General features: G+C 67.0%; 12 protein-coding genes and 1 pseudogene. 3 read left to right on the top strand and 10 right to left on the bottom strand.

Annotation, left to right across the window (positions count from 1 at the left end):
* Positions 1–26: 26 nt before the first annotated feature.
* From AmiPiv_RS24000 to speB, 8 genes are all read right to left on the bottom strand, one after another.
* On the bottom strand, positions 27–827 hold the full coding sequence (locus AmiPiv_RS24000; protein WP_340041601.1) for an ABC transporter permease: 801 nt from the start codon (positions 825–827) through the stop codon (positions 27–29).
* Positions 824–1678, bottom strand: a complete 855-nt coding sequence (locus AmiPiv_RS23995) for an ABC transporter permease (RefSeq protein WP_340041600.1) — start codon at positions 1676–1678, stop codon at positions 824–826. The genes AmiPiv_RS24000 and AmiPiv_RS23995 overlap by 4 nt, the downstream gene beginning before the upstream one ends.
* Positions 1675–2712 (bottom strand): ABC transporter ATP-binding protein, encoded by a 1038-nt coding sequence (locus AmiPiv_RS23990; protein ID WP_340041598.1) that lies wholly within the window; start codon positions 2710–2712, stop codon positions 1675–1677. The genes AmiPiv_RS23995 and AmiPiv_RS23990 overlap by 4 nt, the downstream gene beginning before the upstream one ends.
* 192 nt (positions 2713–2904) lie before the next feature.
* Positions 2905–3993, bottom strand: coding sequence for an ABC transporter substrate-binding protein (locus AmiPiv_RS23985; protein ID WP_445206993.1), 1089 nt, complete (start codon positions 3991–3993; stop codon positions 2905–2907).
* A 74-nt stretch (positions 3994–4067) separates the two neighbouring features.
* Positions 4068–4715, bottom strand: coding sequence for an amino acid ABC transporter permease (locus AmiPiv_RS23980; protein WP_340041597.1), 648 nt, complete (start codon positions 4713–4715; stop codon positions 4068–4070).
* Positions 4712–5380, bottom strand: coding sequence for an amino acid ABC transporter permease (locus AmiPiv_RS23975; RefSeq protein ID WP_340041596.1), 669 nt, complete (start codon positions 5378–5380; stop codon positions 4712–4714). The genes AmiPiv_RS23980 and AmiPiv_RS23975 overlap by 4 nt, the downstream gene beginning before the upstream one ends.
* A 3-nt stretch (positions 5381–5383) precedes the next feature.
* On the bottom strand, positions 5384–6187 hold the full coding sequence (locus AmiPiv_RS23970; protein ID WP_340041595.1) for a transporter substrate-binding domain-containing protein: 804 nt from the start codon (positions 6185–6187) through the stop codon (positions 5384–5386).
* Between the two features lie 98 nt (positions 6188–6285).
* Positions 6286–7347: an agmatinase gene (gene speB, locus AmiPiv_RS23965; RefSeq protein ID WP_340041594.1), complete on the bottom strand. Its 1062-nt coding sequence runs from the start codon at positions 7345–7347 to the stop codon at positions 6286–6288.
* A 205-nt stretch (positions 7348–7552) separates the two neighbouring features.
* On the opposite strand from speB, the gene gcvA reads away from it, so the two are divergent.
* Positions 7553–8515: a transcriptional regulator GcvA gene (gcvA, locus tag AmiPiv_RS23960; RefSeq protein WP_340041593.1), complete on the top strand. Its 963-nt coding sequence runs from the start codon at positions 7553–7555 to the stop codon at positions 8513–8515.
* A gap of 7 nt (positions 8516–8522) precedes the next feature.
* On the opposite strand, the gene AmiPiv_RS23955 is transcribed toward gcvA, so the two are convergent.
* The gene (locus AmiPiv_RS23955; RefSeq protein ID WP_340041591.1) at positions 8523–10256 is read right to left on the bottom strand and encodes a hydantoinase B/oxoprolinase family protein; all 1734 of its coding nucleotides are present in this window, start codon (positions 10254–10256) and stop codon (positions 8523–8525) included.
* Positions 10257–10443: 187 nt separating this feature from the next.
* Positions 10444–12513: a hydantoinase/oxoprolinase family protein gene (locus tag AmiPiv_RS23950; RefSeq protein ID WP_340041589.1), complete on the bottom strand. Its 2070-nt coding sequence runs from the start codon at positions 12511–12513 to the stop codon at positions 10444–10446.
* A 206-nt stretch (positions 12514–12719) separates the two neighbouring features.
* Here AmiPiv_RS23950 and AmiPiv_RS23945 point away from each other — a divergent pair, with 206 nt between their 5' ends.
* A complete protein-coding gene (locus tag AmiPiv_RS23945; protein WP_340041588.1) occupies positions 12720–13547 on the top strand; it encodes a ferredoxin--NADP reductase in 828 nt (275 codons plus the stop codon).
* A gap of 222 nt (positions 13548–13769) precedes the next feature.
* A pseudogene (locus tag AmiPiv_RS23940) lies at positions 13770–14054 on the top strand (deoxyribose-phosphate aldolase); the annotation flags it as partial.

Here is a 14054-nt window from a genome sequence, read left to right as displayed (position 1 = left end):
GGCCGCGGGACCGCGGCCTCGTCGGTTCAGCTCTCGGACGACATGGCGCCCAGCAGCCGCCGGATGTCGCCGAACCTGGCGATCAGGCCGAAGACGAGTGCCGCCACCGCCACGAAGAACACCGACACCGAGGCCATGGTCGGCGTGTAGCCGTAGCGCAGGGCGTTGAAGATCTTGATCGGCAGCGTCTCGATGGTGAAGCCGACCGTCATGTAGGCGACGATGTACTCGTTGAGCGACAGCACGAAGGCAAACGCATAGCCGGAGACGAGATAGGGCCTGATCAGCGGCAAGACGACGGTCTTCAGCACCGTGCGGTCGTCGGCGCCCATGGTCGCGGCGGCCTCGACCAGCGACCGGTCGATCGAGGCGAAGCCGAGCGACAGCGTCACCAGCGGCAGGGTGACGAAGAAGATCGCGTGGCTGATGACGGCCGTCCACGGCTGGCCGTAGAAGCCGGTCGTCGCCCAGAAGGTCAGCATGCCGAGCGCGGTGATGACCGGCGGCAGGATGAAGGGGGCCAGGCCGAGAACCTGGAAGACGTTGGCCCAGGGCGCGATGCGCCGCCACAGGAACCAGGCGAGCGGCAGCGCGATGGCGACCGCCAGCGCGGCCGCCGTGACGGCCAGGGTGACGGAGGCGAAAAGTGCCGCCCGCCATTCCGCGTCGAGGAAGATCTGGCCGTACCAGGCGAGCGAGAAGCCTTTCGGCGGGAAGGCGAGATCCTGCTTCTCGTTGACCGAGACGCCGGCCACGACGACCAGCGGTGCCGCGAGGAACAAGGCGACGGCGACGAAATAGAGCCGGCGAAGGAAAGCTTCTTTCACAGCGCGTTCTCCTTGCGTCCGGCAAGCAGGGTGAGCCCCACCAGCGCCAGCGACATCAGCACCAGGAACACCGCCATCGCCGCGGCGAAAGGCATGTTGGACTGGTAGATGGCCTGGTCGGTGATCAGCACCGAAAGCGTCCAGTGCGACGGCCGGCCGAGGATCTGCGGCAGCAGATACGAGCCGAGCGCGAAGACGAAGACCATGATCAGGGTTGCGACGATGGTGTTGCGCAGCGCCGGCACGACGACGTTGAAGAAAGCCTTCATCGGCGAGGCGCCGAGCGTGCGGGCGGCTTCAGTCAGCGTCGGGTCGAGGCGCACCAGCGCGGGATAGAGCACCAGGATGGTGTAGGGCAGCGCCTGGTAGACCATGCCGGTGAGCACCGCCCAGAAGCTCGGCAGCAGCGCCACCGGCTCCTTCATCAGGCCGACGGCGACGAACAGGTTGGTGATGCCGGCGGTGCGCGAGAACAGCGTCGACCAGGCGAAGCCGATGATGACCTCCGACAGCGACAGCACCGACAGCAGGCACACCAGCCACACGGTCTGGACCTTGCGCGGCCGCTTGGTGAGCAGGAAGGTGAAGGGGAAGGCGATCGCCACGCAGACGATGGCCACCATGACGGCGAGCATCAGCGAGAAGCCGAGCACCTTGCCGAAGAAGGCGGAGAGGAAGCGGGCGTAGTTCGAGAACACGAAGTCGGGCGTGTAGAAGCCCGACGGATCGCGCTGGAAGAAGCTCACCGCGATCATTGTCGAAAACGGGATGACGAAGAAGACGATCAGCATCAGCCCGGGGAAGAACAGCGGGCTGTAGTCGGCCAGCGATTTCGGCGCCTCGCGTTTCATGACTTGAGCACCACGCAGGCTTCGGCCGGAAGCGTCACGCCGACCTCTTGGCCGGCCACGACATCGGGGCGCTCGCGCGGGGTTGCGACCGCGATGATGCCCTTGCCGGCCGCCTCGACGAAGGTCTCGATGGTGCCGCCCAGGTCGCGCACGAAGGTCACCGTGCCGGTGATGGCATTGCCGCCGGCGGGGCCGATCTGGACGTCCTCGGGACGGATCGAAAGCGTGGCCTTGGCCGTGCCGTCCGGCATGGCGAGGCCAGGGATCGCCTGGCCGAGCACCGAGACGCGCCCGGCGCCGTCCGTGGTGGCGTCGAGCAGATTGGTCATGCCGATGAAGTCGGCGACGAAGGCATCGGCCGGCTTGCGGTAGATCTCGATGGGCGGTGCCGCCTGCAGGATCTTGCCGTTGCCCATGACCACCACGAGGTCGGCCATGGTCATCGCCTCGCGCTGGTCGTGGGTGACGACGAAGGTGGTGATGCCGAGCCGCTGCTGCAGCTGGCGCAGTTCCACCTGCATGGCTTCGCGCAGCTTGGCGTCGAGCGCCGATAGCGGTTCGTCGAGCAGGAACAGGCGCGGCGACAGCGCGAGCGCACGGGCGATGGCCACGCGCTGACGCTGGCCGCCGGAGAGCTTCGACACCGGCCGGTCCTCGTAGCCGGACAGATGGATGAGCTTGAGCAGGTCGCCGGCCCGCTTCTTCTGCTCCTCGCGCGAGGCCCCGCGGATGCGCAGCGGATAGGCGATGTTGTCGCCCACCGAAAGGTGCGAGAACAGCGCCAGCGACTGGAACACCATGCCGAGGTTGCGCTTGTGGGTCGGCACCGGGGTGATGTCCTCGCCGTCGAGCAGGATCGCGCCGCCTGACGGATCCTCGAGGCCGGCGATCATGCGTAGGAGCGTGGTCTTGCCGCAGCCGGACGGGCCGAGCAGGCAGACGAACTTGCCATGCGGCACCGACAGGTTGGCGTTGTCGACCGCGGTGAAGTTGCCGAATGACTTGGTGATGTTTTGCAATGACAGGCCGGACATGGCGTTGCCCCATCTGAGCTTGTGATAATGCCCCCTCACCGCCTCGCTTCGCTCGGCACCTCTCCCCACTTCGTGAGGGAGAGGAATCGCAGCTTCGGCGATTGGCGTTTCCTCTCCCCCGGGCAGGGGAGAGGTGGCCCGAAGGGCCGGTGAGGGGGTGCTTTGGCCTGCGGCCTATTCAACCCTCTCCAATCAGCCGACGATCAGCTCGGTCCACTTCTGGTTAATCCAGTCGGCCTTGGTGGTGTAGAGGTCGTAGCGCGGGATGATCGGCGCAATGTCCGACGACACGGCGGCGAACTCCTCGGGCTTGAGATCGAGCAGCTCGCGCTTGACCGTGGGCGAGGTGCCGACCTTGCGCGACATCAGCGCCTGCACGGCGGGCTGGCACATGTGGTCGATGAAGGCATGCGCCTCCTCGGTCTTCTTCGACGCCTTCGACAGCACCCAGGAGCCGGAATCCTGGATGCCGCCTTCCTTCGGGAAGGTCGAGCGCACCGGCTGGCCGTCGGCGGCCGCGAGGCCGGTGACGTCGTGATAATACTGGCCCATCGGGATTTCGCCCGACTTCAGCGCCTGTTCGAACTGCGCCTCGTCGCGATACCACAGCCGCACGTTGGGCTTGACTTCGGCGAGCTTGGCGAAGGCCTTCTCGATGCCTTCCTCGGTGTCCAGCGCGTTGGTGCCGCCCATGAAGGTTTTGGCCGTCACCTCGAGCAGGAACGAGTTCGAGGCGAGCGCCAGCAGGCCGAGCTTGTCGGCGTTGGCCGGGTCCCAGAAGGCCGCCCAGGTGTCCGGCGCGGTCGGATAGACATTGGTGTTGGTGACCAGCGTGATGTACCAGGCCACCGCCCCGATGCCGGCGACGCGGCCGTCCGGATACTTGTTGACGAAGTGCTCGATCAGGTTGGAACTGTTCTTGATCTTGGCGAGGTCGAGCGGCGCCCACAGCTCCGTCGACTGGCCCTTGAGCAGCGAAGTCTGCGACATCATCGACAGGTCGGCCGGAGCCTGCCCGGCCTTGGCGGCCTGCTCGAGCTGCACCAGCCAGGCTTCGCCGGTCGGCTCGGCGACGGATTCGACGGCGATGCCGGTCGCCTTGGTGAATTCGGGGAAGATGTGCTCGTCGAAGGATTTCTTGAAGTAGCCGCCATAGACGCCGATCTTGATCGACTTCTCCTGCGCCCTCAGGATCGAGGGCATGGCGAGCAGGCCGGCCGACGCGACGCCGGCGCCCAGTACGGCGCGGCGGCTCATCCGGCTATCGAGTATCTTGGACATCTTCGTTCTCCTCATTTGTTGCCGGCTTTATGCCGGTTGTTCCCATTGATTGTCGGTGATGATGGACTGTCGTTTCAGCGAGCTGCGGCACGGGCCTCCAGAAAGCGGGCATACTGTGTCAGCGGGTAGCAGAGCACAAAGAAGATCAGCGCCACCAGCCCGTAGACTGTGAACGGCTCGAAAGTCGCGTTGTTGATGGCGTTGGAGGTCCGGAGCAGTTCCTCGAAGCCGATGATCGAGGTCAGCGCGGTGGCCTTGATCAGCTGGACCAGGAAGCCGACCACGGGCGCCCGGGTGATGGCGAAGGCCTGCGGCAGGATGACGAGGCGCAGCTCCTGCAGGCGGTGCAGGCCGAGGCTGGCGCCGGCATCCCACTGGCCGCGCGGCAGCGCGTCGACCCCGCCGCGCCAGATCTCGGCGAGATAGGCGCTGGCAAAGAAGGTCAGGCCGAGCACGGCGGCCGTCCACGGGTCGATGCGGAAGCCGAGCATCGGCAGCCCGAAGAACATCAGGAACAGCTGCATCAGGAGCGGCGTGCCCTGGAACAGGGCGATGTAGCCGCTGGCGAAACGGCGCTTCCAGCCGGTCCTGGAAATGCGCAGGAACAGGACGGCGATGCCGACCATGCCGCCGCCGACGAAGGCCGCGACCGACAACAGCACGGTCCAGCGCGTGGCGAAGACCAGATTGCGCAGGATGTCCCAGAAGGTGAACTCGATCATGACACACCTGCCGAAAGCGTGCGGCGGCCGACGCCGACGAGGATGCGGCGGAGCGCGACCGACAGACCGAGATAGACCATGGTGACAACGAAATAGGTCTCGAAGGCACGGAAGGTCCGTGCCTGCAGCATGTCAGCCTCGTAGGTGAGTTCACGCACTGCGATCTGCGAGACGACCGAAGACTCGAGCATCATGATCACGATCTGGCTCGTAAGCGCAGGGAAGATGACCTTCATCGCCTGCGGCAGCACGATCTTGACGAAGACCTGGCGCGGCCGCAAGCCCAAAGCGAAGGCCGCCTCGCGCTGCCCCCTCGGCACGGCGTCGAGGCCGGCGCCGACGATCTCGGTGGTGTAGGCGGCCATGTTCAGCGTCATCGCCAGGATTGCCGCGACGATCGGGTCGAGCCGGATGCCGAGGCTCGGCAGGCCGAAGAAGATGAAGAACAGCTGCACCAGGAACGGGGTGTTCCTGATCACCTCGACATAGCAGGTGATGGCGCGCTTCAGCCATTTCGGCCCGCTGCGCCGCCCGGCGGCGGCCAGCACCGAGATCACCGTGCCGGCAATCGTCGTCACCACGATCAGCAGGATCGTCATGACGGCACCGCGGGCTATCGCGCCCGCGGCACCTTCAAGCCAGCCGAAGTCGAGGCTGTAGCCCACCGATCAATCCTTGAGGTTCTCGGGGTTGAGCGGGGTCTTGAGCCAGGCTTCCGACGAGGCGTTGAGGCGGCCGTCGGCGAGCATCGCCGAGACCGTGTCGTTGATCACCTTCTTCAGGCCTTCCTCGTTCTTGTTGAGGCCGATATGCGAGGGCGAGGTGAGCAGCTGGAACTTCTGCTCCGGCTTCAGCGCCTCCTGGCGGGCCAGCACCTGGGCGCCGACGTCGTTGCCCACCACCATCAGCTGGGTCTGGCCGGAGATGAAGGCCTGGATGACGGCGTTGTAGTTGTCGAAGCGGCGGATGTCGGCGGAGGCGGGCGCGGCCTCGGTCAGCGAGGTGTCTTCGAGGGTGCCGCGGTTGACGGCGATCGACTTGTCGCCGAGGTCTTCCTTGCCCGCCACCTTGAGCTCGGCAGGGCCGATCACGGCGATGTAGTAGGGCGCGTAGGCGGCGGCGAAATCGATGACCTCCTCGCGCTCCTTGGAGTAGCCGACGCTCATCAGCAGATCGACACGCTTGTCGGTCAGGTAGGGAATGCGGTTCTGGCCGGTCACCGGGACCGGATTGAGCTTGACCTTGAGCGCGTCGGCGATCGCCTGCGCCACGTCCATGTCGTAGCCCTTGAGGCTCATGTCGGCGCTGGCCGAGGAAAAGGGCGGGAAGTCGGCGAAGACCCCGACATTGATCTGGCCGGCCTTGGCGATGTCTTCCAGCGCATCGGCATTGGCCGCCGACAGTCCGAAGGCAACGGTGCCGGCGAAGACGAGGGCGGCAGCCGTCGTTTGCAAAACGGTCTTGATGTTCATTTTTCGGTTCCCTCTGGATTGATTGATTTTTGCAGTTCGCGGTCGTTGCCGCCTGGCCGCCGCTTCCAGTCGCGACGGCCAGTCCGTATCGGGTCCGGTCAGTCCTTGTTGCCGGTGACGAAGGGGCTGAACACCATCAGGCTCAGGATCTCGAACAGCACCTGGGCGCCGGCATGCGCGGTGTTGGTGGTCGAATCGTATTGCGGCGCCACCTCGACGACGTCGCCGCCGACGAAATTGAGGCCCTTCAGCCCGCGGACGATCTCGAGCACCTCGCGCGTGGTGAGCCCGCCGACCTCGGGCGTGCCGGTGCCGGGCGCGAATGCCGGGTCGAGGCTGTCGATGTCGAAGGACAGATAGGTCGGGCCGTCGCCGACGATCTTCTTGGCCTTCTCGATCACCGCCGGGATGCCCATGCCGGTGATCTCCTCGGCATGGATGACGGTCATGCCGGACTCGTAGGAGAACTCCCAGAGATATTCGGCCGAGCCGCGGATGCCGATCTGGATGACGCGGGTGGGGTCGAGCACGCCGTCGAGCACGGCGTTGCGGAACGGCCCGCCGTGATGGAACTTGGTGAGGTCGTAGGCGCCGCCGGTGTCGCAATGGGCGTCGATGTGGATCATGCCGACGGGGCGCTTCTTGCCAACCGCCTTGAGGATCGGATGTGTCATCGAATGGTCGCCCCCGACCGAGAGCGGCACCACGCCGGCGTCGACGACCTGACCGACGCGGCGCTCGATGTCCTCATGGCTGAGTTCGAGGCGGTAGCGGCTGCGGAACGGCACGTCGCCGATGTCGGCGACGCGCAGTTCCTGCACCGGGGCGCATTCGAGCACGTGGTTGTAGGGGCCGATGCGCTCGATGGCGCGCAGGGCGCGCGGGCCGAAGCGCGAGCCGGGACGGTTGGTGACGCCGAGATCCATCGGCACGCCGATCATCGCCACCTGCAGGTCGCCGAAGTCGGGATTGTCGTTGTCGACCGGCAAATAGGGCGCGGTCAGGAAGGTCGGGATGCCGGAATAGGGTGCGAGGCGCGTGCCGCTCTTGGTGAAGATCTTGTCGGCGACCTGGCGGAACTTCGGGTCGAACAGATCGCCGCCATGGCCCTCGCCATATTTCTTGCGCAACTCGTCGAGTTTTTTGACGTCGAAACCCATGATCGCCTCCTGCGCTCAGCTGCAGCAATCGGGAAACGGATTCGTCGGCCGCCCCGGTTCGGCGCCCGATCAGCTGAATGTTCCCCGTGTGCTTATGGTTGTTTTGTCGCGAGTTTCAGACAGAGCCATTGAAATGGCAATTGATATTGTTAAGCTCCCGGCTGTGAGATTTTCTCACAGGAAGACAACCCCGCCGGAGCCTCCGATGTCCAGGCGCCTGCCCCCGCTCAACCCGCTGCGCGCCTTCGAGGCGACGGCCCGCCACGGCTCGCTGACCAAGGCCGCCGGCGAACTCAACGTCACCCACGGCGCGGTCAGCCACCAGATCCGCGCGCTGGAGGCGACGCTGAAGGTCAAGCTTTTGGAGCGCGCCGGCGCCCGGCTCAAGCTGACGCCGCAGGGCGCGGAGCTCTTGCCCGCCGTCTCCGGCGCCTTCGAGAGCATCGCTGCCGCAACCGAGCGGATGACGCGGCCGACGAGCTCGGGCAAGCTGGCCGTCAGCTGCGTGCCGGCGCTGCTGTCGCTCTGGCTCATCCCGCGGGTCGGCAGCTTCATGGGGCAATATCCGGGCATCAGCCTGACCTTCAACGCCTCCAACGATCCGCGCGACATCCACGACGGCGACGTCGACATCTGCCTGCTCTACGGCGACGGCAGCTGGACCGACTGCTGGCTGAAGAAGTGGTCGGGGATCGAGCTGTTTCCCGTGGTCAGCCCGACGCTGATCAACAACCGGCCGATCCGCAGCGTGCGCGACCTCGCCGACCATGTGCTGCTCTATGGCGACGACGGCCATGAGTGGCAGACCTGGCTTTCAGCGGCCGACGCGCTCGACGTCAAGCCGCTGCAGCGGCACCGCATGGCAGACGCGCGGCTGGCCACGGAGGCGGCGATCCACGGCCATGGCGTGGCGCTCGGCGACAGCGTCACCGCCTCGGCGATGCTCGCCAAGGGCCAGCTCGTCACGCCCTTCAATCTGTCGGTGCCGGCGGTCGACGCCTTCTACGTCGTCTGCCGCAACGAGGTGCGCTCGGCGCCGATCGTCCAGGTCTTCATCGACTGGCTGTTCGCCCAGCGCGAGGAGCTGTCGGCGCGGCCCGACCAGGCGGTGACCGGCCAGATCAGCATCCGCAAGCGCCGCGGGGCAAGGGCGACGGCGGCCGGCTGAACCGCGCTCAGCCTCGCCGCAGCCGCTTGGTCGCCACGACATCCACGCCGCCGTCGCCGATCGCCACGCCGAACAGTTCGGCCGCCTGTTCCCTCGTGTAGTAGCCCAGCGCCACGTCGCGCAGCACGAGCTCGGGATCGCGCGCCAGCGGGTCGCCGTAACCGCCGCCGCCCGGCGTGCCGACCAGCACCCGGTCGCCGGCCTTGAGCGGGATGTCCTGCTCCTTGGACAGATGCGGCGGCACGTGCGGCTCGCCGTCGCGGAACACGGTCACCGCATTGACCATGCCGTCGGCGCCGCCGAGCGCGCCCTGCGGCCCGAAGCGGCCGTGGTCCATGACGAAGGAAGCGCGGGCCTCGCCGCGCAGGAGCTCGATCTCGTAGGCGAGGCCGAAGCCGCCGCGCTGGCGGCCGGCACCGCCCGAACCCTCGCGCAGGGCGTATCGGCGGTAGAGCACCGGATAGGCCTGCTCCATGATCTCGACCGGCGGCGACTTGGAGATGCCGATGGTCGAGCAGCCGTTGGACAGCCCGTCATGGCCGGCATTGCCGCCATAACCGCCGCCGGAGATCTGGTACATGACATAGTCGCGGCCGCGCGCCGGATCGTTGCCGCCGAGCGCGAAATTGCCGCTCGAGCCGGCAGGTGCCGCCGTCACCTTGTCGGGCGCGGCCTGCACCATTGCGGCAAAGACCGCTTCGGCGATGCGCTGCGACACCTCCGCCGCGCAGCCCGACACGGGCCGTGGATACTTGGCGTCGAGGAAGGTGCCTTCCGGCCGCCTGACCGCCAGCGGCTCGAAGGCGCCGGCGCTGATCGGCACGTCGGGAAAGATGTGGCGCATGGCGAGATAGACCGCCGACAGCGTCGTCGCCAGCACGCTGTTCATCGGCCCGGCGCAGGGCTTCGACGAGCCGGCGAAGTCGAAGACCAGCGTGTCGCCCTGCTTCTCTATGGTGAGCGCGATCGTCAGCGGCGCGTCGACCACCCCGTCGGAATCGACATAGGCCTTCGACCGCCAGCTGCCCTCGGGCAGCGCCGCGATATGGGCGCGCATCTGCTCGGCGGCGCGGCGGCGCAGCTCGGCGATCGCCGCGACCACGGTTTCGTCGCCGTAACGATCGAGGACCTGCAACAACCTGTCCTGGCCGACATGGAGGGCGGCGGCCTGGGCGCGGACGTCGCCGATGCGCTGGTCGGCGACCCGGATGTTGGAGCAGATGATGGCGAAGATCTCGGGGTCCATCACCCCCTTCTTGAACAGCTTGACCGGCGGCAGCCGCAGGCCCTCCTGCTCGACCGCCGTCGCCGAGGCCGAGAAGCCGCCGGGCACCGAGCCGCCGATGTCGGGCCAGTGGCCGGTGTTGGACAGCCAGCAGAAAATCTTGCCGCCCCGCCACACCGGCATGGCGAAGCGCACGTCCATCAGGTGCGTGCCGCCGAGATAGGGGTCGTTGACGATGTAGATGTCGCCTTCCTCCGGCGGCAGCACGCGGCCATCCGCGATCATCTCGATGATGGTTTTGGTCGAGTGCTGCATGACCCCGACGAACACCGGCAGGCCTTCCGAGCCCTGCGCGATCAACGCGCCGTCGACGGCGGAGTAGATGCCGTCGGAGCGGTCGTTGGCCTCGGCGATGACCGGCGAGAAGGCGGCGCGCGAGAAGGCCAGGTCCATCTCGTCGCAGGTCTGCTGCAGCGCTGCCTGGATGACGGAAAGCGTGATGGCGTCGAGGGTCATGGGGCGCAGCCTCCCCCTCCCCCTTGAGGGGAGGGAAGCCAGCCGCCAGAGGCGGATGGCAGGGTGGGGTCGCAAAAGACGGGCTCGACGTTCCTACGGACGTCCCGCGCTGCGGAGGGTACCCCACCCGGCCGGGCTTTGCCCGGCCACCCTCCCCTCAAGGGGGAGGGAGAAGTCGGCGCCTGGCTCATCTCCCCACCTCGACGATGATGTTCCCATCCTGGTCCGACCTCGCCCGGTCGCCGGGTTCGAGCACCGTGGTCGCATCCATCTGCTCGAGAATGGCAGGCCCTTCGAGCACTGCCTCCAGCGGCAGCTTCTCGCGCTCGTAGACCGGCGTGTCGTGCCAGGTGCCGTCGAACCAGACCGGCCGCACCTCGCGCAAAGATCGATCGAGCGTCGCCGCCCGCCCCGCCGGGTCGATCAGCCGGCCGAGGTCGATCGCCGGACGCACGCCGGTGACCGAGGTGTTGAGGTTGACCAGATTGGCGCGGATCTCGGGCAGCTCGACCTTGAAGCGGGCGAAATAGGCCTTCTCGAACAGGTCCTGCAGCATGACGCGCGTGATCTCGGCCGAAGGCAGCGGCACGTTGATGAGATGCGTCTGGCCGAGGAACTGCATGTCGGCGGAGTGGCCGACGCGGATGCGCTCGGGCCTGATCGCCTCCTTGGCGATCAGCGCCTCGCCCTCGGCCCGGTGCCTGGCGAGGACTGCGCGCATGCGTGCCTCGTCGAGCGCTGCCACCGGCTGGTTCACCGTGTTGACGAAGTCGTGGCGCATGTCGGCCACCACGCAGCCGAGCGCATTGGTGATGCCCGGCCGCGCCGGCACCAGCACCCGCGGCAGGCCGAGCTCGCGCGCCAGCGCCGAAGCATGCAGCGGGCCGGCGCCGCCGAAGGCAAACAGCGTGAAGTCGCGCGGGTCGTGGCCGCGCGACACCGACACCATGCGGATCGCGCCCGCCATCTTGATGTTGCCGAGCCTGAGCACGGCACCCGCGGCGGCAACCCCGTCGAGGCCCGTCGCATGTCCGATCTTCTGCTCGAACACCGCGCGCACGGCTTCGACGGTGACGGGATCTTCGACCGAAAGCAGTTTTCCCGGGTCGAGCCGGCCGAGCACGAGATTGGCGTCGGTGATGGTCGGTTCGGTGCCGCCGCGGCCGTAGCAGATCGGCCCGGGATTGGCGCCGGCACTTTCGGGTCCGACCTGGATCAGCCCCGAGGCGTCGACGCGGGCGATCGAGCCGCCGCCGGCGCCGACAGTGTGCACGGCCACCATCGGCACATGGATCGGCATCGCATATTCGATCTCGATCTCGTTGGAGACGGCGGGCTCGGCATGGCGGATCAGCGCCACGTCGGTGGAGGTGCCGCCCATGTCGTAGGTGACAAGGTTGTCGTAGCCGGCGCGGCGGCCGGTATAGGCGGCGGCGATGACGCCCGAGGCCGGGCCGGACATCACCGTCTTCGCCGACTCGGCGGTGACGAAGCGGGCCGAGATCATGCCGCCATTGCCGTTCATGACGAGGAAGTCGCGGCCGTAGCCGCGCGCGCCGAGCTCCTGCCTGAGCCGCGCCACGTAGCGTTCCAGGATCGGCTGCACGGCGGCGTTGACCGAGGCGGTGACGCCGCGCTCGAACTCGCGCGCCTCGGACAGCAGCGAGTGGCCGGTGGTGATGTGGCCGTTCGGCCAGGTCTCGGCGGCGATCTCGGCGGCGCGGCGCTCATGCGCCGGATTGGCGTAGGAATGGAGGAAGTGGATGACCAGCGCCTCGCAGCCGGCGTCGAGCAGCCGGCGCACCGCGGTGCGCATCCCCTCCTCGTCGAGCGGCTCGCGCACCCGGCCCGACGCCTCGACCCGTTCCGTCACCTCCCGCCTGAGGTCGCGCGGAATAACCGGCACAAAGCTGCCGGTCATGCCGTAGGCCTGCGGCCGCGTCCGGCGGCCGAGTTCGATCACGTCGCGGAAGCCGCGCGTGGTGACCATGCCGGTGCGGGCGAGCCGGCGCTCCAGCACCGCGTTGGTGGTGGTGGTGGTGCCGTGGACGATGAGGTCGATGCCGGCGATCGGGTATCCGGCCTGGTCGAGCGCCGCGATCACGCCATGCGCCTGGTTGTCGACGGTGGTAGGGGTCTTTGCTATACGGACCGAGCCGCCGTCGGCGCCGTCGAGGAGCAGCAGGTCGGTGAACGTCCCGCCGACGTCGATGCCCGCCACCACGTCTCCCGCCTTAGCGGGAATTTTCTCGACCATGGACTAAACCCGAAACGTGCGGACTACGTTCATGTGCCAGTTTGGAAAGGCGTTTTAAGCCAAAACCTTGACGTTCATATCATTTGTATACTAATTAATATCCTCGACAAGGCCCCACTATTTGCCCGCATTTCCGCAGCGCGCCGGATGAAAATCGCCGCCGCGCCGACGAGCATGATTGCCGCCCGCTGGCGAGAGGTTGATCGATGAACACCCAAGCTGCGCTGAACACGGCCGAAGCCAAGCCGCTTCAGTTCCCCATTCCGGCGAATGTCTACGCCGAGACCGTGGTGTCGGTGAAGCACTACACCGACCGCCTGTTCGCCTTCCGCGTCACCCGTCCGCAGTCGCTGCGCTTCCGCTCCGGCGAGTTCGTGATGATCGGCCTGCCGAACGCCGAGAAGCCGGTCTACCGCGCCTATTCGGTCGCCAGCCCCTCCTGGGACGACGAGCTCGAGTTCTTCTCGATCAAGGTGCCGGACGGTCCGCTGACCTCGGAGCTGCAGAAGATCCAGCCGGGCGACACCATCCTGATCCGCCAGAAGTCCACCGGCACGCTGGTGCTCGACGCGCTGACGCCGGGCAAGCGCCTGTTCATGATCTCGACCGGCACCGGCATCGCGCCCTTCGCCAGCCTGCTGCGCGACCCCGACACCTACGAGCGCTACGAGCAGGTCGTCCTCACCCACACCTGCCGCGACGTGGCCGAGCTCGACTACGGCCGCGAACTGGTGGCCGATCTCGAAAACGACCCGCTGATCGGCGAACTGACCCAGGGCCGCGTCACCCTGTACAACTCGACCACGCGCGAGGTGTCCGAGCGCATGGGCCGCATCACCGCGCTGATCTCGTCGGGCAAGTTCTATTCGGACCTCGGCATCGACAAGCTCGATCCCGAAACCGACCGCATCATGATCTGCGGCTCGATGCACATGCTCAAGGACGTCAAGGAACTCGCCGAAAGCCTCGGCTTCGTCGAAGGCTCGCTGCACGAGCCGGGCAGCTTCGTCGTCGAGCGCGCCTTCGTCGGCTGACGTCTTTCCTAGCGCCGGATCGCCTGTCGGTCCGGCGTTTTGACCATCCGGTCAAAATAACGCTGCGCCGTTCCGATTTTTCGTCTATCTTCCACCTCCGGGGACTCGTGGCGCCTGGCGCCACGGGCTATTCTTTGTCGTGCCGCTGCAGGCGGTGCCTGAGATGTTACGCCGACCACAGTCTCACGCTGGTGGCAGGGCGTCCGGAGGAAAGGCAGTCAGATGAGCGGCAAGTTGCGCGAAGCCGAGACCCAACCTACAGCCATCGTCACGCCGTTGGCGTCGCGCCAGGCCGCCAACGTGGCGGATGCACACGGGATCGTGCGCAATCCGGGGATGGCGCTGGATCTTGGCTTCCTGGAATCGATGCGCAGCGTCAACCGTTCGGCGCTGGAGCGGCGGGTGGCGACGCTGACCAAGCGGCGCTCGATCAAGGCCGACAACCAGGCGGCGTGGCTGTTGCGGTCCATCTCGCTGATGGACCTGACGACGCTCAACTCCAACGAC

Origin of the sequence: Aminobacter sp. Piv2-1 (assembly GCF_037625995.1) — a bacterium.
GTDB lineage: Bacteria > Pseudomonadota > Alphaproteobacteria > Rhizobiales > Rhizobiaceae > Aminobacter.
This window is presented reverse-complemented; position numbering and strand designations above follow the sequence as displayed.